The organism is Agarivorans sp. Toyoura001, from assembly GCF_005405585.1.
Classification (GTDB): domain Bacteria; phylum Pseudomonadota; class Gammaproteobacteria; order Enterobacterales; family Celerinatantimonadaceae; genus Agarivorans.
Window position 1 is genome coordinate 59,578 of the sequence record NZ_BJEQ01000014.1, and the last position, 23,397, is coordinate 82,974.

Annotated in this window: 22 protein-coding genes and 5 tRNA genes; all 27 read right to left on the reverse strand. The window is 44.6% G+C overall.

Annotated features, from left to right (window positions below; all coding sequences use genetic code 11):
• Positions 1-36 precede the first annotated feature (36 nt).
• Positions 37-4,236, reverse strand: a complete 4,200-nt coding sequence (gene rpoC, locus FFR00_RS15630; protein WP_137674353.1) for a DNA-directed RNA polymerase subunit beta' — start codon at positions 4,234-4,236, stop codon at positions 37-39.
• Positions 4,237-4,318: 82 nt separating this feature from the next.
• Positions 4,319-8,353 carry a DNA-directed RNA polymerase subunit beta gene (rpoB, locus tag FFR00_RS15635; RefSeq protein ID WP_137674354.1) on the reverse strand — a complete coding sequence of 1,345 codons (4,035 nt, stop codon included), beginning with the start codon at positions 8,351-8,353 and terminating at the stop codon, positions 4,319-4,321.
• Between the two features lie 225 nt (positions 8,354-8,578).
• Entirely contained in the window at positions 8,579-8,944 is a 366-nt protein-coding gene (gene rplL / locus FFR00_RS15640) for a 50S ribosomal protein L7/L12 (protein WP_137674355.1), read from the reverse strand.
• A gap of 54 nt (positions 8,945-8,998) precedes the next feature.
• Positions 8,999-9,493: a 50S ribosomal protein L10 gene (rplJ, locus tag FFR00_RS15645; protein WP_137674356.1), complete on the reverse strand. Its 495-nt coding sequence runs from the start codon at positions 9,491-9,493 to the stop codon at positions 8,999-9,001.
• A 238-nt stretch (positions 9,494-9,731) separates the two neighbouring features.
• Positions 9,732-10,433: a 50S ribosomal protein L1 gene (gene rplA / locus FFR00_RS15650; RefSeq protein ID WP_137674357.1), complete on the reverse strand. Its 702-nt coding sequence runs from the start codon at positions 10,431-10,433 to the stop codon at positions 9,732-9,734.
• A 4-nt stretch (positions 10,434-10,437) separates the two neighbouring features.
• A complete protein-coding gene (gene rplK / locus FFR00_RS15655) occupies positions 10,438-10,866 on the reverse strand; it encodes a 50S ribosomal protein L11 (RefSeq protein WP_137674358.1) in 429 nt (142 codons plus the stop codon).
• 124 nt (positions 10,867-10,990) lie between these two features.
• On the reverse strand, positions 10,991-11,536 hold the full coding sequence (nusG, locus tag FFR00_RS15660) for a transcription termination/antitermination protein NusG (RefSeq protein ID WP_137674359.1): 546 nt from the start codon (positions 11,534-11,536) through the stop codon (positions 10,991-10,993).
• Positions 11,536-11,913 (reverse strand): preprotein translocase subunit SecE, encoded by a 378-nt coding sequence (gene secE, locus FFR00_RS15665; protein ID WP_137674360.1) that lies wholly within the window; start codon positions 11,911-11,913, stop codon positions 11,536-11,538. The genes nusG and secE overlap by 1 nt, the downstream gene beginning before the upstream one ends.
• Positions 11,914-11,967: 54 nt before the next feature.
• A tRNA-Trp gene (locus tag FFR00_RS15670) sits at positions 11,968-12,043 on the reverse strand.
• A gap of 188 nt (positions 12,044-12,231) precedes the next feature.
• Complete coding sequence (gene tuf, locus FFR00_RS15675) at positions 12,232-13,416, reverse strand: elongation factor Tu (RefSeq protein ID WP_137674361.1); 1,185 nt, start codon at positions 13,414-13,416, stop codon at positions 12,232-12,234.
• Between the two features lie 94 nt (positions 13,417-13,510).
• Positions 13,511-13,586, reverse strand: a tRNA-Thr gene (locus tag FFR00_RS15680).
• A 4-nt stretch (positions 13,587-13,590) separates the two neighbouring features.
• A tRNA-Gly gene (locus tag FFR00_RS15685) sits at positions 13,591-13,665 on the reverse strand.
• A gap of 36 nt (positions 13,666-13,701) precedes the next feature.
• A tRNA-Tyr gene (locus tag FFR00_RS15690) sits at positions 13,702-13,785 on the reverse strand.
• Between the two features lie 42 nt (positions 13,786-13,827).
• Positions 13,828-13,903, reverse strand: a tRNA-Thr gene (locus tag FFR00_RS15695).
• A 111-nt stretch (positions 13,904-14,014) separates the two neighbouring features.
• Positions 14,015-14,977 carry a bifunctional biotin--[acetyl-CoA-carboxylase] ligase/biotin operon repressor BirA gene (birA, locus tag FFR00_RS15700; protein WP_137674362.1) on the reverse strand — a complete coding sequence of 321 codons (963 nt, stop codon included), beginning with the start codon at positions 14,975-14,977 and terminating at the stop codon, positions 14,015-14,017.
• Positions 14,964-16,031: a UDP-N-acetylmuramate dehydrogenase gene (gene murB, locus FFR00_RS15705; protein ID WP_137674363.1), complete on the reverse strand. Its 1,068-nt coding sequence runs from the start codon at positions 16,029-16,031 to the stop codon at positions 14,964-14,966. Before murB ends, birA begins: the two co-directional genes overlap by 14 nt.
• Positions 16,028-16,984, reverse strand: coding sequence for a type I pantothenate kinase (coaA, locus tag FFR00_RS15710; RefSeq protein ID WP_137674364.1), 957 nt, complete (start codon positions 16,982-16,984; stop codon positions 16,028-16,030). Before coaA ends, murB begins: the two co-directional genes overlap by 4 nt.
• 69 nt (positions 16,985-17,053) lie before the next feature.
• Complete coding sequence (locus tag FFR00_RS15715) at positions 17,054-19,237, reverse strand: polysaccharide biosynthesis tyrosine autokinase (protein WP_161985188.1); 2,184 nt, start codon at positions 19,235-19,237, stop codon at positions 17,054-17,056.
• 207 nt (positions 19,238-19,444) lie between these two features.
• A complete protein-coding gene (gene rpsQ / locus FFR00_RS15720) occupies positions 19,445-19,690 on the reverse strand; it encodes a 30S ribosomal protein S17 (protein WP_137674366.1) in 246 nt (81 codons plus the stop codon).
• Positions 19,690-19,881, reverse strand: coding sequence for a 50S ribosomal protein L29 (rpmC, locus tag FFR00_RS15725; RefSeq protein WP_137674367.1), 192 nt, complete (start codon positions 19,879-19,881; stop codon positions 19,690-19,692). Before rpmC ends, rpsQ begins: the two co-directional genes overlap by 1 nt.
• On the reverse strand, positions 19,881-20,291 hold the full coding sequence (gene rplP, locus FFR00_RS15730; RefSeq protein WP_137674368.1) for a 50S ribosomal protein L16: 411 nt from the start codon (positions 20,289-20,291) through the stop codon (positions 19,881-19,883). Before rplP ends, rpmC begins: the two co-directional genes overlap by 1 nt.
• A gap of 11 nt (positions 20,292-20,302) precedes the next feature.
• Positions 20,303-21,001, reverse strand: coding sequence for a 30S ribosomal protein S3 (gene rpsC, locus FFR00_RS15735; protein ID WP_137674369.1), 699 nt, complete (start codon positions 20,999-21,001; stop codon positions 20,303-20,305).
• 10 nt (positions 21,002-21,011) lie between these two features.
• A complete protein-coding gene (gene rplV, locus FFR00_RS15740; protein WP_016403499.1) occupies positions 21,012-21,344 on the reverse strand; it encodes a 50S ribosomal protein L22 in 333 nt (110 codons plus the stop codon).
• An 11-nt stretch (positions 21,345-21,355) separates the two neighbouring features.
• Complete coding sequence (gene rpsS / locus FFR00_RS15745; RefSeq protein ID WP_137674370.1) at positions 21,356-21,634, reverse strand: 30S ribosomal protein S19; 279 nt, start codon at positions 21,632-21,634, stop codon at positions 21,356-21,358.
• Between the two features lie 11 nt (positions 21,635-21,645).
• Positions 21,646-22,476: a 50S ribosomal protein L2 gene (gene rplB / locus FFR00_RS15750; RefSeq protein WP_137674371.1), complete on the reverse strand. Its 831-nt coding sequence runs from the start codon at positions 22,474-22,476 to the stop codon at positions 21,646-21,648.
• Between the two features lie 15 nt (positions 22,477-22,491).
• Positions 22,492-22,794 (reverse strand): 50S ribosomal protein L23, encoded by a 303-nt coding sequence (gene rplW, locus FFR00_RS15755; RefSeq protein WP_137674372.1) that lies wholly within the window; start codon positions 22,792-22,794, stop codon positions 22,492-22,494.
• Entirely contained in the window at positions 22,791-23,396 is a 606-nt protein-coding gene (gene rplD / locus FFR00_RS15760; protein WP_137674373.1) for a 50S ribosomal protein L4, read from the reverse strand. The genes rplW and rplD overlap by 4 nt, the downstream gene beginning before the upstream one ends.
• Position 23,397: the final 1 nt, after the last annotated feature.

Sequence of the window (23,397 nt, forward strand, 5' to 3'; positions counted from 1 at the left end):
GGCAGCCAATGGCTGCCTTTTTTTCACTAGAGCAAGTTACTCTGCGTCTGGCGCTGCGTTTAATAAAGCAGCTAAGTTATCAGCAGCCTCATCGGCAGTGATAGGCGCAGGGGCTTCTGCTTTATTACGACGTTCTTCGTGGTAAGCATAACCAGTACCCGCAGGTATCAAGCGACCAACAATAACGTTTTCTTTCAAGCCTCGTAGCTCATCCTGTTTACCACCCACTGCAGCTTCAGTAAGCACGCGAGTCGTTTCTTGGAATGAAGCAGCAGAAATAAACGATTCTGTTGATAGAGAAGCTTTAGTGATACCTAACAACTCACGGCGATAAACCGCAGGGCGTTTGCCATCAGCAACTAATTGACGATTTTCAATATTCACTCGCGCTACTTCAGCTTGCTCACCTAGCAAGAAGCTAGAATCGCCGGCATCAAGAATCAAACACTTACGAAGCATTTGACGCACGATAGTTTCAATGTGCTTATCGTTAATTTTCACACCTTGTAAACGGTATACGTCTTGTACTTCGTTTACGATGTAGTTTGCTACAGGGCTAATACCACGTAAGCGTAAGATGTCGTGCGGAGACTCAGGACCATCGGCGATAACTTCACCTTTTTGAACCTTCTCACCTTCAAACACGTTCAAGTTACGCCACTTAGGAATCATCTCTTCATAAGCGTCGGCATCACTAGGAGTAATCACCAGGCGACGTTTACCTTTAGTTTCTTTACCGTAACTAATGGTACCGCTGACTTCGGCAAGAATAGCAGGCTCTTTAGGCTGACGCGCTTCAAACAAGTCGGCTACGCGAGGTAGACCACCGGTAATATCTTTAGTACCGCTTGATTCTTGAGGGATACGAGCAATCGCATCACCAACACCCACTTCTGCAGAGTCTTCCAAGTTAACAATGGCTTTACTCGGTAAGAAGTATTGAGCAGGAATGTCAGTACCAGCAATCAGTACATCGTTTCCAGAACCGTCAACCAGTTTCACCATTGGACGCATTTCTTTACCAGCGCCTGGGCGCTCGTTAGGGTCCAGTACGTGAATACTTGAAAGGCCGGTAAGTTCATCGGTTTGACGGCTTACAGTGATGCCTTCAACCATATCTACGAACTTAAGACTACCAGGTACTTCAGTAATAATTGGGTGTGTATGCGGGTCCCAGTTGGCAACAACGTCACCAGACTTAACTGCACCACCATCAATCACTTCTAAAATACTACCGTATTGTAGTTTATGGCTTTCTTTGGTTTGACCCATTTCATCAATGATGGTCAATTCCGTAGAGCGCGATGTAACTACTAGCTTGCCAGCGTTGTTGGTAACAACTTTAGCGTTATGTAGCTTGATTGAACCCGCATTTTTAACTTGAATGCTGTTCTCGGCTGCCGCACGCGATGCCGCACCACCAATGTGGAAGGTACGCATGGTAAGCTGTGTTCCTGGCTCACCAATAGATTGAGCTGCAACAACACCTACCGCTTCACCGCGACCAACCAAGTGGCCTCGAGCTAGGTCACGACCATAACAAAGTGCACAAACACCGAAGTCGTTAGCACAGCTAATTACTGAGCGAACTTTAACGGTATCCACTGAGTTTTCTTCAAGAAGGTCACACAGTTTCTCGTCAAGCAAGGTTTTGTCTTTAAGCAGTACTTCATTGTCTGTACCAGGCTTAATGACATCACCAACCAATACACGACCAAGAACACGCTCACGTAGTGGCTCAACAACATCACCACCCTCGATATGAGGCGTCATCAAGATACCTTCTTCGGTACCACAGTCGGTTTCGGTAACAACTAAATCTTGTGCAACGTCCACTAAACGGCGAGTTAGGTAACCCGAGTTCGCTGTTTTCAATGCAGTATCGGCCAAACCTTTACGCGCACCGTGAGTAGAGATGAAGTACTGAAGTACGTTCAAACCTTCACGGAAGTTAGCCACAATCGGAGTTTCGATAATCGAACCATCCGGTTTAGCCATCAAACCACGCATACCCGCTAACTGACGAATCTGAGCGGCACTACCACGTGCGCCAGAGTCGGCCATCATAAAGATGCTGTTGAAAGAGTCTTGACTCTCTTCTTCGCCGTCTTTATTTAGTACCGTTTCAGTAGACAGATTGTCCATCATCGCTTTCGATACTTTTTCGTTGGCCGAAGCCCAAATATCGATAACTTTGTTGTAACGCTCACCCGCGGTAACCAAACCAGCTAAGAACTGTTCTTGGATTTCGCTTACTTCGTCACTGGCTTCTTCCACGATGTCTTTCTTAGCATCAGGGATAACCATGTCGTTAATACCTACAGAGGCACCAGACAAGGTTGCATAATGGAAACCGGTGTACATTAATTGGTCAGCAAAAATAACTGAGTGCTTAAGACCAAGTTTACGATAACAAGTATTCAGCAACCCTGAGATTTGCTTCTTACCCATTGAACGGTTAACAAGTTCGAAAGGCAGACCTTTAGGTACGATTAACCATAAAATGGCACGACCAATGGTGGTTTGCTTGATTTCAGTCTTTTCGATTTTTGAACCATCTTCAGCTACCACAACTTCAGTAATACGCACGTTTACACGGGCATGAATACTGGCTTGCTTAGCACGGTATAACTTCTCTGCCTCTTTAGGGCCAGACAAGTACATACCTTCACCTTCAGCATTTACACGTTCACGGGTCATGTAGTACAGACCCAATACAACGTCTTGCGAAGGTACGATAATTGGCTCACCGTTAGCTGGCGATAGTACGTTGTTGGTAGACATCATCAACGAACGTGCTTCTAACTGTGCTTCTAGGGTTAACGGTACGTGTACCGCCATTTGATCCCCATCGAAGTCGGCGTTATAAGCCGCACATACTAGCGGGTGTAATTGAATCGCTTTACCTTCAATTAACACTGGCTCAAAGGCTTGAATACCCAAACGGTGCAAGGTTGGTGCACGGTTAAGTAATACCGGGTGTTCACGGATAACTTCTTCAAGAATATCCCAAACCTCACCACCTTCACGCTCAACCATCTTCTTAGCAGCTTTAATCGTAGTCGCAAGACCACGAAGCTCTAGCTTGCCGTAGATGAATGGCTTGAACAGCTCAAGTGCCATTTTCTTAGGTAAACCACACTGGTGTAAACGCAGTGTAGGACCAACGGTAATTACCGAACGACCAGAGTAATCTACACGTTTACCTAGCAAGTTCTGACGGAAACGACCTTGCTTACCTTTGATCATATCAGCCAAAGATTTAAGCGGACGTTTATTAGAACCGGTAATTGCGCGACCACGACGACCGTTGTCTAACAAGGCATCTACTGCTTCTTGCAGCATACGCTTTTCGTTACGTACAATGATGTCTGGAGCAGCTAGGTCTAATAGACGCTTCAAACGGTTGTTACGGTTGATTACACGACGGTATAAGTCGTTCAAATCAGACGTAGCAAAACGGCCGCCATCTAGTGGAACTAGAGGACGCAAATCTGGTGGAAGAACCGGCAATACGGTCATAATCATCCACTCAGGTTTGTTACCTGAATCGCGGAACGCTTCCATAAGCTTAAGACGTTTAGTGGTCTTTTTACGCTTAGTTTCAGAGTTAGTGGTTTGTAACTCTTCGCGCATTACTTCGATTTCTTGATCAAGGTCTAAATGACGTAGTAAAGCTAGTACAGCTTCAGCACCCATTTTAGCTTCGAACTCATCGCCATATTCTTCAAGAGAGTCTAAGTACGTTTCTTCGGTCAACATTTGGCCGCGCTCTAAGCTGGTCATGCCAGGCTCAGTCACTACAAATGATTCGAAGTAAAGTACGCGCTCAATATCACGTAGCGTCATATCTAGTAATAAACCGATACGCGATGGTAACGACTTAAGGAACCAGATGTGTGCCACAGGAGACGCTAGCTCAATGTGTCCCATACGGTCACGGCGAACTTTAGACTGTGTAACTTCTACGCCACACTTCTCACAGATAACACCACGGTGCTTCAAACGTTTGTATTTACCACACAAACATTCGTAATCTTTTACTGGGCCGAAAATACGGGCACAGAATAAACCGTCACGCTCTGGCTTGAAGGTACGATAGTTAATCGTTTCAGGTTTTTTAACTTCACCAAAAGACCAACTACGGATCTGATCAGGTGAAGCTAGGCCAATTTTAATGCCTTCAAACTCTTCGGTCTTGCTTTGTTGCTTAAGAAACTTAAGTAAATCTTTCACGTTTCTCTCCAAGTTGGAGTTAAACCTGGGGCGTTTCTAATGAAACGCCCGCCTTGCTTTTAAATCAGGTGAAGTCCTGTGCTTACAGCTCGTCCAACTCAATGTTGATACCAAGAGAACGGATCTCTTTAAGCAACACGTTGAACGACTCAGGCATGCCTGGTTCCATCTGATGATTACCATCAACGATATTTTTGTACATCTTAGTACGACCGTTAACATCATCTGATTTAACCGTTAGCATTTCCTGCAAGGTGTAAGCAGCACCGTATGCTTCAAGTGCCCATACTTCCATCTCACCGAAGCGCTGACCACCGAACTGTGCTTTACCACCAAGAGGCTGCTGAGTAACCAAGCTGTAAGAACCAGTAGAACGAGCGTGCATCTTGTCATCAACCAAGTGGTTAAGTTTCAACATGTACATGTAACCAACAGTTACAGGGCGCTCAAATTCTTGACCGGTACGGCCATCACACAACACGATTTGACCTGAATCAGGCAAATCGGCTAAGCGTAATAGCTCTTTGATTTCAGCTTCTTTAGCACCATCAAATGCCGGTGTTGCCATAGGCACACCGCCACGTAAGTTCTTCGCCAGTGTCATTACTTCTTCATCAGTGAAGCTTGCAACGTCAACTTTAAGCGCGTCATCACCTACGTTGTACACTTTTTGGATGAAATCACGCAGTTTATCCATTTCGATTTCACGCTGAACTTTCAGCATTTCGTCGATTTTCTCACCAACACCTTTAGCCGCTAAGCCTAAGTGGGTTTCTAGGATCTGACCGATGTTCATCCGCGATGGTACACCTAGTGGGTTCAAGCAGATGTCTACTGGGCGACCAGTTTCGTCATACGGCATATCTTCACGTGGAACAATGGTAGAAATTACACCTTTGTTACCGTGACGACCCGCCATCTTGTCACCAGGTTGAATGCGACGTTTAACCGCTAGGTAAACTTTAACAATTTTCAGTACGCCAGGCGCTAAGTCATCACCTTGAGTGATCTTACGACGCTTGATGTCGAACTGTTTGTCGAATTCAGCTTTGATTTCGTCATATTGCGCAGCAATTTGCTCTAGCTGCGTTTGAGCGTCTTCATCGCTTAATGCTGCTTCTAGCCAATCTGCTGGTTGCTGGCGATCTAAATCAGCTTCTGATTTACCGGCTGCAATCAATACAGACTTAGCACGAGCAAAGATACCTTCTTCAAGAATCTTGAATTCTTCGGTTAAATCTTTCTTCGCTTCTTTAAGCTGCATAGACTCAATTTCTTGAGCACGCTTGTCTTTTTCTACGCCATCGCGAGTAAAGACTTGAACGTCGATTACGGTACCAAATACAGAGTTCGGTACACGTAGTGATGTATCTTTAACATCAGACGCTTTCTCACCAAAGATGGCTCGCAAGAGTTTCTCTTCAGGGGTTAATTGTGTTTCACCTTTAGGTGTAACTTTACCAACCAGAATGTCGCCAGGTTTAACTTCTGCACCAACATAAACAATACCTGACTCATCAAGCTTGCTTAGCGCTGACTCACCTACGTTAGGGATATCTGCAGAAATCTCTTCAGTACCTAACTTGGTATCACGAGCGATACAACTTAGCTCCTGAATATGAATAGTAGTAAAGCGATCTTCTTTTACTACATTCTCAGAGATACCAATTGAATCCTCAAAGTTGTAACCATTCCAAGGCATAAACGCTACGCGCATGTTTTGGCCAAGCGCCAACTCACCTAAGTCAGTTGAAGGACCATCTGCTAGTACGTCGCCTTTAGAAACCGGTTCACCAGCTTTAACCACTGGACGTTGGTTAATACAGGTATTTTGGTTTGAACGGGTGTACTTAGTTAAGGTGTAAATGTCGATACCCGCTTCGCCAGGAAGCATTTCGTCTTCATTTACTTTAACTACGATGCGACTCGCATCAGCGTAATCAACCGTACCGCCACGTTTAGACACAACAGTTACACCAGAGTCAACTGCAACCGCTCGCTCAATACCAGTACCTACTAATGGCTTATCAGCTCGTAGGGTTGGTACAGCTTGACGTTGCATGTTTGAACCCATCAATGCACGGTTTGCATCATCGTGTTCTAAGAATGGAATCAACGATGCAGCAACAGAAATAATCTGCTGAGGACTTACGTCCATGTACTGAATTTGGTCAGTAGGCATGTAAGTTGATTCACCCTTGTGGCGACAAGGTACTAAATCTGTTTCTACCATTTTGCCATTTACGTCGGCTTCAGCATTCGCCTGAGCGATTACGTAAGTACCTTCGTCAATTGCCGACAAGTAATCTACCTCGTCAGTAATTTGGCCATCGATAACTTTACGGTAAGGGGTTTCTAGGAAACCAAACTCGTTGGTGCGCGAATAAACCGCTAACGAGTTAATCAAACCAATGTTTGGACCTTCCGGAGTTTCGATCGGACATAAACGACCGTAGTGCGTAGGGTGTACGTCACGTACTTCAAAGCCAGCACGTTCACGAGTCAAACCACCCGGACCTAATGCAGAAACACGACGCTTGTGTGTTACTTCAGAAAGCGGGTTGTTTTGGTCCATGAACTGAGACAACTGGCTTGAACCAAAGAACTCTTTAACCGCAGCCGAGATAGGCTTAGCGTTAATCAAGTCTTGTGGCATTAGCGCGTCTAGGTCACCAAGGCTTAGGCGTTCTTTAACTGCACGTTCTACACGCACTAGACCAACACGGAATTGATTTTCAGCCATTTCGCCAACACTACGAATTCGACGGTTACCAAGGTGGTCGATATCATCAACTTCACCACGGCCATTGCGAATTTCAATCAGTGTTTGCATTACCTTAACGATGTCGTCTTTATCAAGCACGCCAGCTACTGAACCGTCTTCACGGCCAACGCGGCTATTGAACTTCATACGACCAACCGTAGACAAGTCATAACGGTCGCCATTGAAGAACAAGTTCTCGAACAAGGCTTCTGCAGCGTCTTTTGTTGGTGGCTCACCAGGACGCATCATGCGGTAAATTTCTACTAGCGCTTCAAGGCGGTTAGTTGAAGAATCTACGCGTAAGGTATCTGAGATAAATGAACCATGGTCTAAATCATTTGTGTAAATGGTTTTTAGAACCTTGTGGCCCGCTTCAGATAACGCAGCAATTAACTCTAGGTTTAATTCACTGTTCGCTTCTGCAACTACTTCACCAGTAGTTTCATCAATATATTCTTCAGCCAATACTTTATCGGCTAGGTACTCAACCGGCACTTCGATTTGCTCGACGCCTGATTTTTCCAACTGACGAATGTGGCGTGCAGTTACACGACGACCTGTTTCGATTAATACTTCGCCGTTTAACATCACGTCGAAAGAAACAGTATCACCACGCAAACGCGCAGGAACCAACTCCATCATTACCTTGCCGTCTTTTAGTTCAAAAGCGGTGGTATCGAAGAAGGTTTCTAGAATTTCTTGCGTAGTCATTTCTAACGCGCGCAAGATAATAGATGCTGGAAGTTTACGACGACGGTCGATACGAACAAACAAGTTGTCCTTAGGATCGAATTCGAAGTCTAACCATGAACCACGGTAAGGAATAACTCGAGCATTATATAACACCTTGCCTGAAGAGTGCGTTTTACCACGATCGTGATCGTAGAACACACCAGGACTACGGTGTAATTGGGATACGATAACACGCTCAGTACCATTAATTACAAAAGTACCGTTACCTGTCATCAATGGGATTTCACCCATGTAAACTTCTTGCTCTTTGATGTCTTTAACCGTGCCAGCCGGAGCTTCACGATCAAATAACACTAAGCGCAGTTTAACGCGCAAGGGAGCAGAGTAGGTGACTCCACGAATTTGACATTCTTTAACGTCAAAAACCGGCTCGCCAAGACGGTAGCTAACATATTGTAGCTCTGAATATCCTGAATAACTGGCAATCGGGAATACACTGCGGAATGCAGCTTCCAGCCCATACTCGCCTTCAGGATCGATCTCTATGAATTTCTCAAAAGAGTCAAGCTGTATTGAAAGCAGGTAAGGCGTGTCCACTACTTGAGGACGTTTTCCAAAGTCCTTACGAATGCGTTTTTTCTCTGTATAAGAGTAAACCATATGGTTCCTCAGCTCGCTGATAAGTGACCCACTCTGTCCTCAATATCTGGGACAGTTCTTACATACCGTTTGTCGGTTTTCGCTGGAAATACATCCCAACGTTTTTTGCTAGACGCACCATCTAAAACGGTGATAAAAAAGACGGCGTCTTACAGCGCAAAAAGGCCGGTGGTCAATTAACCACCAGCCATAGCCTATAAAGGCTGTAATCTACTTATAGGTAGATTACTTAAGCTCAACAGAAGCACCAGCTTCTTCAAGAGCAGCTTTAAGCGTCTCAGCTTCTTCTTTAGATACTGCTTCTTTAACAGTAGCAGGAGCTGAATCAACTAAACCTTTAGCTTCTTTCAGGCCAAGACCTGTAGCGCCACGAACTGCTTTAATAGAAGCAACTTTGTTAGGGCCAGCAGCAGTTAAGATTACGTCGAATTCTGTTTGCTCTTCAGCAGCAGCACCAGCGTCACCAGCAACAGCAACAGCTGCAGCTGCAGAAACACCGAACTTCTCTTCCATAGCTTCGATTAGTTCAACAACGTCCATTACTGACATTTCAGCAACAGCTTCGATAATTTGGTCTTTAGTGATAGACATGACTCAAATTCCTAAATTCAATTAAATTTATAAAATAATGTAGCAACAAGCAAGTTATGCTGCTTCTGACTCTTTTTGGTCGCGTAATGCGGCCAGAGTGCGTACCAGCTTGCCTGCAGAAGCTTCTTTCATAGTTGCCATTAACTTGGCAATTGCTTCGTCGTAAGTTGGTAGTTTTGCAAGAACGTTAACGTCTGCTAATGCACCTTCAAATGCTGCTGCACGTACTTCAAAGTTGTCTTGCTCTTTAGCGAAATCTGTTAACAGACGCGCTGCAGCACCTGGGTGCTCGTTAGAGAAGGCAATCAAAGTAGGACCAGAGAATGAATCGGTAAGACATTCTAGGTCTGTGCCAGCTACTGCACGGCGAGCAAGGGTATTACGTACCACTTGCATAGATACGCCAGCTTCACGTGCTTTAGCACGAAGTGAAGTCATCGCATCTACAGTTACGCCACGTGAATCAGCAACTACTGCAGAAAGTGCACCTTTGGCAGCTTCGTTGACGCCAGCAACAATTTGCTTTTTGTCTTCGAGTCTTAAGGCCATTGGCTTTACTCCTGGATCCAATACCAGATAAATCTGGTGTTTACTTCCCTCTAAATCATTAAGCTTTAGAGGCCGTTACGGTTTGGCGTTCCAGAATAAAAATTTATTCTTGGGTTTCCTCACCATCTACGTAGGGAATTAAGCGATTAAGCACCTACGGTCTTGGATGAGGGCCGAAGCCCTTACCCATAATTACAAAGCGCGAAATTTTAGTATAAATTTCACGCGTTGTAAATAATTACGCTTGAGTATCTAAAGTATTTACATCAATAGACAAGCCTGCACCCATAGTGGTAGACAAGCTAACTTTCTTGATGAATTGACCTTTAGATTGAGCAGGTTTAGCTTTCTTAAGAGCTACAACCAACGACTCTAAGTTTTCTTTAAGCTTGTCAGCGTCAAAATCAGCTTTACCAATAGTAGTATGGATGATGCCGTTTTTGTCGTTGCGGTAGCGAATCTGACCAGCTTTAGCTAGTTTAACTGCATCAGCTACATTAGGTGTAACTGTACCCACTTTAGGGTTAGGCATTAAACCACGTGGACCTAGGATTTGACCTAGTTGACCTACAACGCGCATTGCATCTGGAGAAGCAATTACTACGTCAAAGTCCATCTCACCAGCTTTAACTTGAGCGGCTAAGTCGTCCATACCAACAATGTCAGCACCGGCTTCTGTAGCGGCTTCAGCGTTTGCACCTTGAGTAAATACTGCAACGCGAACGTTACGACCAGTACCGTGAGGTAGCACAGTTGCGCCACGTACGTTTTGGTCTGATTTACGAGGATCTACGCCTAGGTTAACGGCAGCGTCAACGCTCTCAAGAAATTTAGCAGATGCTAATTCTTTAAGTAGAGTTACAGCTTCGTTAATTGAGTATTCTTTTGTTGAATCAACTTTTTCGTTGATCGCACGCATGCGCTTCGAAAGTTTTGCCATCGTATTAGCCCTCTACAACCAAGCCCATAGAACGGGCAGAACCTTCAATTGAACGACACATTGCGTCTACGTCTGCACCAGTCATATCAACTGCTTTAGCGTTTGCAATCTCTTCTAGTTGAGCGCGAGTAACCGTGCCAACTTTATTCTTGTTTGGAACACCAGAACCAGATTTAATGCCAGCCGCTTTTTTCAATAAGAAAGAAGCAGGTGGAGTTTTGGTTTCAAAAGTGAAAGAACGGTCAGAATAAACAGTAATTACTACTGGAACTGGCGCGCCTTTTTCAATTGAATCTGTTTTAGCGTTAAATGCTTTACAGAATTCCATGATGTTTACACCATGTTGACCTAGAGCAGGACCAACTGGTGGTGACGGGTTTGCGGCACCCGCAGCAACTTGAAGCTTAATATAAGCTTGGACTTTTTTAGCCATTTTAAATTTACCTTATTGTGGGTTCAAACGCCTTTCGCAAATGCGATTAGCTTCCCGATAGAACAAAGGGCAGCGGATTATAGTCGATCCCCTGCCCTAAAAACAACTGATTGTTTATTTTTTATCAGCCTTTCTCGATTTGTCCGAACTCTAACTCTACTGGCGTAGCACGTCCGAAAATCAACACTGATACTTTTACGCGGCTTTTCTCGTAATCCACTTCTTCGATAGTACCGTTGAAGTCGGCGAAAGGACCGTCGGTAACTCGAACCACTTCGCCTGGTTCGAACAATGTTTTTGGTCTTGGCTTATCACTCGTTTCGTCTAGGCGATCAAGGATAGCTTTTGCTTCTTTATCAGAAATTGGCGCTGGGCGTTCTGCCGTTCCACCAATAAAACCTAAAACACGAGGCACACTTTTCACTAAGTGCCAGCTTTCGTCGTTTAGATCCATTTGAACCAAAACGTAACCAGGGAAGAACTTGCGTTCACTCTTACGTTTCTGACCGGCGCGCATTTCTACCACTTCTTCAGTTGGTACTAAGATCTCACCGAAAGACTCTTCCATAGAATGGATTTGAATATATTCTTTAAGAGATTTAGATACACGAGCTTCGTAGCCGGAAAAGGCTTGAACCACATACCAACGTAATTTGCGCTCTTCAGTCATTAGATACTCACCCCTGTTACAAAGGCAACTAAACGAACCAAGATAGCGTCTAGTCCCCATAAAATTAGCGACATGAATGCAGTAGCAGCTAATACAATCATGGTAGTTTGAATGGCTTCTTGACGAGTAGGCCAGATAACCTTACGCACTTCCATACGCGATTCTTTAGCAAATTCGAAGGCTTGCTTGCCTTTAGCGGTTTGCGAAGCAATGCCTAATGCAGCGATCAAGGCAATAACAACACCTAGAACACGCACTAATACCGACATATCTGTATATAGGTAGTTACCTACTACAGCGGCGATTAAAATTAGAGCAGCTAATGCCCATTTTAGGCCATCTAACGACCCACTTTGGTTTTCAGTACTGGTACTCATCAAACAACCTACAAATAATCCCACAAAATCATAAATCCCTTTATCAAGGGATAGTGGCAGGGGTGGAGAGATTCGAACTCCCAACATTCGGATTTGGAATCCGACGTTCTGCCATTGGAACTACACCCCTATAGCACGAAGCCCGACATTATAGGCACTTTGTTTCAAGATTGTAACCCTTGAATGTCGAAAAAACGCGACTCAATTGGCAATAAAACCGCTACATTTTCATCAACAAGCAATGTGCCGTTAATTTCTATCGGCTAAAAACAAAAAAGGCCGCCTAAGCGACCTTTCTTTCTATTGCACTAAGTCTTCTTATTCGAAGATTTTAGCTACAACACCCGCACCTACTGTACGGCCACCTTCACGGATTGCGAAGCGTAAACCTTCGTCCATCGCGATTGGGCAGATTAGCTCTACAACAAACTTCAAGTTGTCGCCTGGCATTACCATTTCAACACCTTCAGGAAGCTCTACAGCACCTGTTACGTCAGTTGTACGGAAGTAAAACTGTGGACGGTAACCTTTGAAGAAAGGAGTATGACGGCCACCTTCGTCTTTGCTTAGTACGTATACTTCAGCTTCAAACTTGGTGTGTGGAGTAATTGAGCCAGGAGCTGCAAGTACTTGACCACGTTGTACGTCATCACGCTTAGTACCACGTAACAAAATACCACAGTTCTCACCAGCACGACCTTCGTCAAGAAGCTTGCGGAACATTTCAACACCAGTACAAGTTGTTTTGGTGGTTTCTTTTACGCCAACAATTTCAATTTCTTCTGAAACTTTAACGATACCACGCTCAACACGACCAGTAACAACTGTACCACGACCTGAAATTGAGAATACATCTTCAATAGGTAGTAGGAATGGCTTGTCGATGTCACGCTCTGGCTCAGGAATGTAAGTATCTAGGGCTTCTGCAAGCTCTACAATCTTAGCTTCCCATGCTTCTTCACCTTCTAGGGCTTTAAGCGCTGAACCTTGGATTACTGGAATGTCATCACCAGGGAATTCGTATTCAGATAGAAGTTCACGAACTTCCATTTCTACTAATTCTAGTAATTCTTCGTCATCTACCATGTCACATTTGTTCATGAATACGATGATGTAAGGTACACCAACCTGACGTGAAAGCAGGATGTGCTCACGTGTTTGTGGCATTGGGCCATCTGTAGAAGCTACTACTAAGATAGCGCCGTCCATTTGTGCAGCACCAGTGATCATGTTTTTAACGTAATCGGCGTGTCCAGGACAGTCTACGTGTGCGTAGTGACGACTTGGAGTATCGTACTCTACGTGTGAAGTAGAAATCGTAATACCACGCTCGCGCTCTTCTGGAGCGTTATCGATTGCTGCGAAATCTTTAGCTTCACCACCGTATACTTTTGCAAGTACGTTAGTAATAGCGGCTGTTAGTGTAGTTTTACCGTGGTCTACGTGGCCAATTGTACCAACGTTTACATGCGGTTTATTACGTTCAAATTTTTCTTTAGACATAATAGTCCCTCTGGATAAAGGTTATTGGCACAAAAGCACCATTGGTTTGCGTTTACCAAACGGTAAAGAGTAATAGGGAGAATTTAAAGGAATGTGGTGCTGATAGGCAGATTCGAACTGCCGACCTCACCCTTACCAAGGGTGCGCTCTACCAACTGAGCTATATCAGCAACGTGGAGCGGGCAGCGGGAATCGAACCCGCATCATCAGCTTGGAAGGCTGAGGTAATAGCCATTATACGATGCCCGCATCAAACCTTTGGAAGACGACCTACTACCAAAATAATGGTGGGGGGGGACGGATTCGAACCATCGAAGCTTTCGCGGCAGATTTACAATCTGCTCCCTTTGGCCACTCGGGAACCCCCCCACACTGTCACCTAAAACTAGATGAAGCCTTACACTTAAGAGATGGTGCCGATTGCCGGAGTCGAACTGGCGACCTACTGATTACAAGTCAGTTGCTCTACCAACTGAGCTAAATCGGCATCGCTTAAGTGCTGCGCATTCTATGTAATGCATTTATTAAATGCAACAAGCAAATGGAAAAAAAACCTAAGGAAAGCATTGAACGCGCAAAAATCAGCCAGCAGGCTCAATTATTGGCCACGTAGAGAGACTTCACCCGCCATATACACTTGCTCGCCTGCGTCAGTTTCTAGTATCAGTTGTCCCTGCTGGTCTACGCCTTTAGCAAGACCGAACAGCACTTTGTCTTCAGAAAAACGAAGGCTCACTGGCTGGTTCTTAAATACGTCGTAGCGGTTCCAGCGTTCTTGCAGGGCTGAAAATCCTTGTTCACGAAACACTGCGTACATTTGATTTAAGGATTGAACAATTAAACAGGCTAGTTGGCTGCGATCAAGTATTTGACTCGGATCATTTTCTAATTGGGTAAATAGCTGATCGATGTGCTTAGCTCTTTCATCGTCGACCCGAACATTTACACCAACGCCTACCACTAAACTCACTTCACTATTTGCATGGCCTTGCAGTTCTATCAATACACCGCCCAGCTTTTTACCATCGAGGTAAATATCATTAGGCCATTTTAGCCCAAGGTTGAAATAACCCGCTTGTTCAAGGGCTTCCACCACAGCAAGACCAACAGCAAGGCTCAAACCCATTGCCGCTTCGATGCCATCTTGTAGACGCCACAACAGCGACATGCAAAGCTGGCCAGCATAAGGTGTTTGCCAAGTGCGGCCACGACGGCCTCGACCAGCACTTTGAAATTCAGCGAAAACAACCTGCCCATGAGGAAGTTGATCGAGTTTTTTCATCAACCATGCGTTGGTTGAATCCACTTGTTCGATCACCACCGGTGAATTTTCTGGCAACGTTAAGGTTAACCGTTCTAAGTCAAGCAAAGAGATAGGAGCGGCAAGCCGGTAGCCTTTACCTTTCACTTTATAAATATCTAAACCTAGCTGGGTATACTTGTTTAAATAGCTTGCAACAGTAGTGCGTGAGACCCCAAGCAGTTGAGCGAGTTGCTCACCCGAACAAAACTGCCCGCTAGCCAATGCTTGAATAAGCTTATAAGGTTTATTCTCTCGCATTGGGCAACCCTAAAACACTATTTGGTTGAACCTCTCCAAGCTCTCCAATAAAGCGCACTTCAGGTTCCAGTAAAATACTGAACTGCTGCCAAACCTGTTGCCTAATATGCCGACATAAGTCGAGGACATTATTGGCAGATGCTTGCTGAATATTCACCAATACCAAGGCTTGTTCTTGATGTACTGCTGCATCGCCAATGCGATGCCCTTTTAGTCCTAATTGGTCAATTAACCAACCTGCAGCAACCTTAACATCGCTCGTTGTAGTTGAATAATGAGGAAGAGCTGGGAACCGCGTCAACAATTCTTCTAGGCGCAGACGACTGATTATCGGGTTTTTAAAGAAGCTTCCGGCATTTCCTAGCTTACTTGGATCTGGTAGCTTGCTATTGCGAAGCTCGCAGACCTTATCAAAGACTTGTTTAGCACTTGCTGTAACAGGCAACTGATTAAGACCACTATAGCTAAGCTTAGCTGACCACTGTTTAGCTAAGCAAAGGGTAATATTAGTAATAACAACCTTTCCCTTTAGGCTTTGCTTAAAGATACTGTCTCGGTAGTTGAATTCACATTGTTCACTATTCAAGCGCTTTAATGATTGAGTCTCTAAGTGAAAAAACTCTACCTCGCTGCACACATCAGCCAGTTCCAGTCCATAAGCACCGATATTTTGTACTGGAGAAGCCCCTAAGGTGCCAGGTATGAGGGCGAGATTCTCTAGCCCGAAGTATCCATGCTCAATCGTCCACTTTACAAACTCATGCCAGTCCTCACCAGCAGCAACACTAATGTTGAAGTGTTGCGCTTGCTCCTCAACCTCTATGCCTTGGAGTTGGTTTACGATCACCACCCCTTTAAAATTTTCGAGTAATAATAAGTTTGAACCGCTACCTATAGTTATCCATGGTAACTGTTGTTGGTTTATCCAAGTAAACAACTGTGGTAGGTCTTGCGCATTATTCAATTCAAATAAGTAACGAGCGTTGGCGTTAAGACCAAAGCTGTTATAACGGCGTAAACACACGTTTTCTAGAAGTGGAAAAGGTAAGGTCATTTTCGTAGGCGAACTCGGCTAACTTCGTGGTTTTGCCCTTTCTCTAAAATGAGATCAGCACGCTCCCGAGTAGGTAAAATATTTTCCATCAAGTTAACTTGGTTAATGCTCGACCAGATTTGTTTAGCCACTTGGTCAGCTTGTTGTTCGTCTAAGCCGGCATAATGGTGGAAATAGTTATTGGGATTAGTAAAGGCGCTCGCCCTAAACTTTTGAAAACGCTCAACGTACCACGTTTCTAAAAGATCTGGTTTAGCATCCACAAAAATTGAGAAATCTAAGTAATCAGAAACAAATACTTGCCTAGCCTGTTGCTTGGGGTAATCCCCAGAAGACTGCAGTACATTCAAACCTTCCAAAATAACAATATCGGGTTGTTCAACCACAACTTGTTTGTCTTTAACAATGTTATACGAAAGGTGTGAGTATATCGGGCCAGACACTTTAGCTTCGCCTGCTTTTAGTGCAGACACAAACTCTACCAGTCCCTTTTGGTCATAACTTTCTGGAAAACCCTTTCGTTGCATCAAACCACGAGCTTCAAGCTCTTCATTGGGGTACAAAAAGCCGTCGGTAGTAACAATGTCTACTTTAGGATGTTCTGGCCAACGTTGTAATAGCGCCTGCAAGATTCTCGACGTGGTACTTTTGCCGCCTGCGACACTGCCCGAAACACCAATAATGTATGGAACATGTTTATTACTGCCTAAGAAATTGGCCAGTACTTCACGACGATCTTGTCGTGCTTTCACATAAAGATTAAGTAATCTCGATAGGGGTAAATAGATATCGCACACTTGCTGCAATGATAGCGCTTCGTTAATACCACGAATGCTCTCTAGATCATCTTCAGTTAAGGTGAGTGGTACAGATTTTCGGAGTGTTGACCAAGCTTCGCGTTCAAAATCTAAGTAACTAAATGCATGCTGCGTGGTGCTTTGTGTTGCTGGCATGGGCCCTTCCTATATAGTGCGGCACAACCATATACCAAAACTGTTTAACTCTCCACCTTCCGGCAGGAATTAGCCATGCTGACGAAACTTATCTTCGTGAATAGGAACAACTTTAGGGCTGCGCTCTACAAGATGCACTGACGGTAGGTCGTAATCATAGGCACGACGATTACGTGCAACCTTGTTAAACACAACCCCGGCAATCTCTATGTCCATACGAGACAACTTGTTTAATGCGCTTTCTATCGATTTTCCGTCTGTGCGCTCAGCTTGTACCACCATTAACGTGGCGTCTACTACAGGCGCAACCATCACAGCATCAGTTACTTGCATCAAAGGACCTGTTTCAATCACGATACGGTCATAATGCTGGCGCAAACCTTTAAGCAAGAGCTTGAATTTCTTAGAGGCTAAGAGGGAAGTTGAATGGCGGTCGATAAGACCGGCCGTAAGCACATCAAAGCCGAGTTGGTTATCACGATAAATACACTGGGATACCGTATGAGTTCTAGATAACAGGTGAGTTAAACCCGGCTGGGTTAAGGGATAATTCAAGTAAGTAGAAACCGACGCGCGACGCAAGTCGGCATCAATTAGCAGTACTTTTTCAACGTCACTACAAGCTGCTGCAGTTTGAATAGTTAAACTGGTTTTACCTTCGCCTTCTAAAGCAGATGTGAACAATACCACTTGCCCGCGATTTGGGCGCATTTGCAAACGTGCCCTCAAGGAACGCAAAGGCTCGCCCAACCAAGGGTGCACACCTTGCCGTAACCACTTATTACTGCGTACTTTCACTTTAGGTACTTCAGCAATGACTTCGACGCTCATTGCTGTTTCTAGCTCTTCAACAGTTGCGAAAGTTCTCGACATCGCTTGTTTCAATAATACAAACACAACACTAAGTATGCCCGCTAACATTCCCGCCAAAATAACAATAATCGCTTTCTTCGGCTTAATGGCTGACTCGGGCAAACGAGCACTATCAACTAACTGAGCATAACCACGATTGAAGCCCTCGGCAGCTTCAGCTTCTTTGAACTTCTCTAAGAAAGTATTGTATAAACGGGTATTACTGTCTATTTCGCGAGTTAACTGATTAAAACGGGTGGTTTTTCGACTAAGGTCTTGGTACTTAACTTTAGCTAAACGTAAAGACTCAGCCAAAGCGGCTTCGCGAGCGACTGCCGATTGATAGCTTTTCTCGATACCTGAAATGATAAAATTAGTTTGGCTACGAAGCTCTAACTCTACTCGAGCTATTTCTCCAGACAGCGACACCCGTTTAGGGTGTTTAGGGCCATAGCGCTTGGCGAGATCAGCTTGTTCAAGCTCTAGTTCAATGCGTCGGCGCTTAATATTCTGCACCATCGGGTCCCGTTGAATTTCGCTTAAAGAAGTAAGTTTATCCAAGTCCCCTTTTGAAGCGCGTTTAACGATGGACCATAAGGCACTGGCTTCACTTTTTAGACGCTGGGCTTCTAATTGTTGGGTAGTGAGCTGTTGTAGCTCTTTACCAATAAGTCCAAGAATACCTTCTTGGTCTACTAAATTTTCTTCTTCTCTGTAAAGCTGCAATTCAACTTCTGAGCTTTGCAATGCCGTTTTTAAGCGATTCAGTTCTTGCAATAACCAACCAATAGTTTGGTCGGTGGCTGCTTCACTAGAGCTGCGATGGTATTCAATATAGGCCTCGGCGACAGCAATCGATACTTGCTGCGCTAACAATCTATCCCAGCTTCTAAAACCAATTTCAACCAAGCGACTTTTAGGAAGAGGGGTTACCGAAAGGCGCTGCTTAAATACCCTCAGTAGCCGCGCCTCGCTTGGGGTTGCAGAAGGGCTAAACTGACTGCTGTAGCCGAGAGTAACCACTTGCCACCAGTATCGCCAAGGTGCGATTGGGGCGCGCAAAAATTCGGGGTGGTGCTGTAAATCGAGCTTGTTAATCACTGCTAGAGCAATACGTTCTGAACGTAAAATCTCCATTTCAGTATTAAAGTAAGACTCTGCTTGAGTATCAAAATTATAGACATCTTCTACAGCCACCATTTTTGCTTGGCTGTAACCTATCATCAATTTTGAGGAGGCTTGATACAAAGAAGGCAGTGCTTTTACATAAAGCATACTCAGCAGTAATGTCACCATCACTACAAGGATTATGTTTAATTTGGCTTGCCACAAGGTAACAAAAAGCTGTCGTAAATCGACTTCTTTTCCTTCTCTAGACTGTGACGGCTTCTGCTCTTCCATGAACCTAAACGACTGCTCCATTAGATCTAAAACTCATATAACTAAATGATATTGCCAGCTCATGCCAGGACATGCAATTGGGAAATATAGAAATTGAGGGGGGAATTGAGTAATTGTGCTACAAAATCAACTAATAACATTAGTATTTATAAGCTAATTATAGAAAAAAGGCCCCTAAACAGGAGCCTTTTCATTCGTTTTTAAAGCTTAGGCTTTAACTACTACGTCTACCAAAGTCCAAGACTTAGTCTTAGAAATTGGAGCACATTCTTTGATAGTTACTACATCGCCTTCAGCGGCAACGTTAGCTTCATCATGTGCATGTAGCTTAGTAGTGCGTTTGGTGTATTTACCGTAAATAGGGTGTTTAACCTGACGCTCAATAGCAACAACAATAGACTTGTCCATTTTGTCGCTAATTACTTTGCCTTGCAATGTACGGATATCGCTCATTACGCACCTGCCTTCTGATTCAGAATTGTTTTCACACGCGCGATGTCGCGACGTACGTTTTTAAGCAAGTGAGATTGGGCTAATTGACCAGTACTTGCTTGCATACGCAAGTTGAATTGCTCACGAAGCAGGTTTAGTAGCTCAGCTTTAAGCTCTTCAACACTTTTATCTTTAAGTTCGTTAGCTTTCATTACATTACCGTCCGCGTTACAAAAGTAGTGCTAATAGGCAACTTGCGAGAAGCTAGTTCAAACGCTTCACGAGCAAGTTCTTCTGATACACCGTCCATTTCATACAGGACTTTGCCTGGCTGAATTTGGGCTACCCAATATTCCACATTACCTTTACCTTTACCCATACGAACCTCAAGAGGCTTCTGAGTAATAGGTTTGTCTGGGAATACACGGATCCAGATTTTACCTTGACGTTTAATGTGACGAGTCATCGCACGACGTGCTGCTTCGATCTGACGAGCAGTAAGACGGCCACGGCCAGTCGCTTTAAGACCGAAGTCGCCAAAAGACACATCTTGTCCTTTGCCTAAACCACGGTTACGACCAGTGTGCTGCTTACGGAATTTAGTACGTTTTGGTTGTAACATTCCCGATTCTCCTATTTAGCGTTGCGCTTGTTGCCGCGCTTCGGCTTAGAAGGAGCTTCAGGAGCTACAGCCAATGGCATACCGCCAAGAACTTCGCCTTTAAAGATCCAAACTTTAACGCCGATGATACCGTAAGTAGTCAACGCTTCTGAAGTTGAGTAATCGATGTCAGCACGTAAAGTGTGTAGAGGTACACGGCCTTCACGGTACCATTCAGCACGAGCAATTTCTGCTCCGCCTAAACGACCACTAACTTGAACCTTGATACCTTTAGCGCCTAGACGCATTGCATTTTGCACGGCACGCTTCATAGCGCGACGGAACATAACACGACGCTCTAGTTGGCTAGAGATAGAGTCTGCTACTAATTTCGCGTCTAACTCAGGCTTACGAACTTCTGAGATATTGATTTGCGCAGGTACGCCAGCTAATTTAGCTACGTTCTTGCGAAGTTTCTCAACATCTTCACCTTTCTTACCAATTACAACACCTGGGCGAGCAGTGTGAATAGTCACACGAATGCTTTTAGCAGGACGTTCAATTGTAATGCGAGACACAGAAGCACTTTTCAATTCTTTAGTTAAGAACTGACGTACTTTGTGGTCACTGAAAAGGTTGTCTGCGTATTCACCTTTATCGGCATACCAGGTTGAATTCCATGGTTTTACGATACCTAGGCGAATACCATTAGGATGTACTTTCTGACCCATTGCTTATCTCCTAGTTATCAGATACAACCACAGTGATGTGGCTGGTACGCTTGATAATACGGTCGGCTCGGCCTTTAGCACGAGGACGAATACGCTTTAGAGTTGGACCATCATCAACGAAGATTTTGGTAATTTTCAACTCATCAATATCAGCACCTTCGTTGTGCTCAGCGTTAGCAATAGCAGACTCTAGAACTTTTTTAACAAGTCCTGCTGCTTTTTTGCTGCTGAATTGCAACGTAACAAGTGCTTTTTCTACTGGTAGACCACGTACTTGATCTGCAACCAGGCGAGCTTTCTGCGCAGAACCACGAGCAAAACGATGTTTAGCTAAAGCTTCCATAATTTATACTCCTACTTCTTCTTCGCTTTCTTATCTGCGACATGGCCGCGATAAGTACGAGTTGGCGCAAATTCACCCAGTTTATGACCGATCATTTCATCGGTAACAAATACTGGAACGTGCTGACGACCATTATGGACAGCGATGGTCAAACCGATCATTTGTGGAATGATCATTGAGCGACGAGACCAAGTTTTCAATGGTTTCTTGTCCCCGCTTTCCACCGCTTTCTCTACCTTCTTCAACAAGTGTAGGTCAATGAATGGACCCTTCTTGAGAGAACGTGGCATGGCGATTCCCCTTATTTCTTAGAACGACGGCGTACGATATATTGATCCGTACTCTTGTTTTTACGAGTTTTGTAACCTTTGGTTGGAACACCCCAAGGAGTAACTGGATGACGGCCACCAGATGTACGACCTTCACCACCACCATGTGGGTGATCAACTGGGTTCATTACCACACCGCGAACGGTAGGACGAACACCACGCCAGCGCGTTGCACCAGCTTTACCAAGTTTACGTAGCATATGCTCGCCATTACCTACTTCGCCTAATGTAGCGCGACAATCAGATAATATCTTACGCATTTCACCACTACGTAGACGTAGAGTTACGTATGCACCATCACGCGCAACAATTTGAGCGTAAGCACCAGCAGAACGTGCCATTTGGGCACCCTTACCAGGCTTCATTTCAATCGCGTGAACAGTAGAACCTACTGGCATGTTACGCATTGGCAAACAGTTACCTGCTTCGATTGGTGCATCAACACCAGAAGCAATAGCTGCGCCTGCTTTAACACCTTTTGGTGCCAAAATGTAACGGCGTTCACCGTCTGCAAATAATACCAAAGCAATGTGAGCACTGCGGTTTGGATCATATTCAAGACGTTCTACTTTCGCAGGAATGCCATCTTTATCATTTCGTTTGAAGTCAATCATACGGTAGTGTTGCTTATGACCACCACCAATATGACGCACGGTAATTACACCGCGGTTGTTACGACCACCAGATTTCGACTTACTTTCCAACAAAGGAGCGTAAGGCTTGCCTTTGTGCAGGTCAGTGTTAACCACTTTAACAACGTGGCGACGACCAGCAGATGTAGGCTTACATTTTACAATAGCCATTTAAGAATACTCCTATTACTCTGCGGCACCGGTGAAGTCGATGTCTGAACCTTCAGCTAAGGTTACATACGCTTTCTTCACGTCGTTACGGCGACCGAAACGAGCTCCGTGACGTTTAGTTTTACCTTTTTGGTTCAAGGTAGTAACGCCAGTCACTTCAACTTCGAATAGTTTTTCAACTGCAGCTTTGATTTCTGCTTTAGTTGCTGTAGAAACAACTTTGAATACGATAGTGTTATCGGCTTCAGCAGACATAGTGCTCTTTTCAGAGATATGTGGAGCTACTAGTACTTTCAACAAACGTTCTTCGCTGATCATGCTAACCACTCCTCAATTTGTTTCACTGCATCAGCAGTTATCAACACTTTATCAAAAGCAATCAAGCTAACTGGATCAATACCAGCTACATCACGAACGTCTACTTTATAGAGGTTACGTGCGGCCAAGAATAAGTTTTCATCAACTTCAGGCGTAACGATTAATACATCGTTCAAATCGAAGTCTTTCAACTTAGCAACTAATTCTTTAGTTTTTGGCGCTTCAACGCTGAATTTCTCAACCACAATCAAACGTTCTTGACGAACAAGTTCAGACAAGATGCTGCGGATTGCGCCGCGGTACATTTTCTTGTTAACTTTTTGGCTGTGATCTTGTGGCTTAGCTGCAAAGGTTACCCCGCCGCTACGCCAAATTGGGCTACGAATTGTACCGGCACGAGCTCGGCCTGTACCTTTCTGACGCCATGGCTTCTTACCACCACCTGATACTTCAGAACGTGTTTTCTGAGCGCGTGAACCCTGGCGAGCGCCTGCAGCGTATGCAGTTACTACCTGGTGAATCAACGCTTCGTTAAAGTCACGTCCGAAGGTAGTTTCGGAAACTTCAAGAGCGCTTTGCGCGTCTTTCAATACCAATTCCATT

Coding starts and splice junctions, on each gene's coding strand:
- FFR00_RS15715 (WP_161985188.1), bottom strand. CDS start 19,237: ATGGAAGAGCAGAAGCCGTCACAGTCTAGAGAAGGAAAAGAAGTCGAT.
- rpoB (WP_137674354.1), bottom strand. CDS start 8,353: ATGGTTTACTCTTATACAGAGAAAAAACGCATTCGTAAGGACTTTGGA.
- rplP (WP_137674368.1), bottom strand. CDS start 20,291: ATGTTACAACCAAAACGTACTAAATTCCGTAAGCAGCACACTGGTCGT.
- rplV (WP_016403499.1), bottom strand. CDS start 21,344: ATGGAAGCTTTAGCTAAACATCGTTTTGCTCGTGGTTCTGCGCAGAAA.
- rplJ (WP_137674356.1), bottom strand. CDS start 9,493: ATGGCCTTAAGACTCGAAGACAAAAAGCAAATTGTTGCTGGCGTCAAC.
- rplB (WP_137674371.1), bottom strand. CDS start 22,476: ATGGCTATTGTAAAATGTAAGCCTACATCTGCTGGTCGTCGCCACGTT.
- rplA (WP_137674357.1), bottom strand. CDS start 10,433: ATGGCAAAACTTTCGAAGCGCATGCGTGCGATCAACGAAAAAGTTGAT.
- birA (WP_137674362.1), bottom strand. CDS start 14,977: ATGCGAGAGAATAAACCTTATAAGCTTATTCAAGCATTGGCTAGCGGG.
- tuf (WP_137674361.1), bottom strand. CDS start 13,416: ATGTCTAAAGAAAAATTTGAACGTAATAAACCGCATGTAAACGTTGGT.
- coaA (WP_137674364.1), bottom strand. CDS start 16,984: ATGCCAGCAACACAAAGCACCACGCAGCATGCATTTAGTTACTTAGAT.
- rplD (WP_137674373.1), bottom strand. CDS start 23,396: ATGGAATTGGTATTGAAAGACGCGCAAAGCGCTCTTGAAGTTTCCGAA.
- murB (WP_137674363.1), bottom strand. CDS start 16,031: ATGACCTTACCTTTTCCACTTCTAGAAAACGTGTGTTTACGCCGTTAT.
- rpsQ (WP_137674366.1), bottom strand. CDS start 19,690: ATGAGCGATATCCGTACATTGCAAGGCAAAGTAATTAGCGACAAAATG.
- rplW (WP_137674372.1), bottom strand. CDS start 22,794: ATGATCAGCGAAGAACGTTTGTTGAAAGTACTAGTAGCTCCACATATC.
- rplK (WP_137674358.1), bottom strand. CDS start 10,866: ATGGCTAAAAAAGTCCAAGCTTATATTAAGCTTCAAGTTGCTGCGGGT.
- rplL (WP_137674355.1), bottom strand. CDS start 8,944: ATGTCTATCACTAAAGACCAAATTATCGAAGCTGTTGCTGAAATGTCA.
- nusG (WP_137674359.1), bottom strand. CDS start 11,536: ATGACTGAAGAGCGCAAATTACGTTGGTATGTGGTTCAAGCCTTTTCC.
- rpsS (WP_137674370.1), bottom strand. CDS start 21,634: ATGCCACGTTCTCTCAAGAAGGGTCCATTCATTGACCTACACTTGTTG.
- rpsC (WP_137674369.1), bottom strand. CDS start 21,001: ATGGGTCAGAAAGTACATCCTAATGGTATTCGCCTAGGTATCGTAAAA.
- secE (WP_137674360.1), bottom strand. CDS start 11,913: ATGAGTACCAGTACTGAAAACCAAAGTGGGTCGTTAGATGGCCTAAAA.
- rpmC (WP_137674367.1), bottom strand. CDS start 19,881: ATGAAAGCTAACGAACTTAAAGATAAAAGTGTTGAAGAGCTTAAAGCT.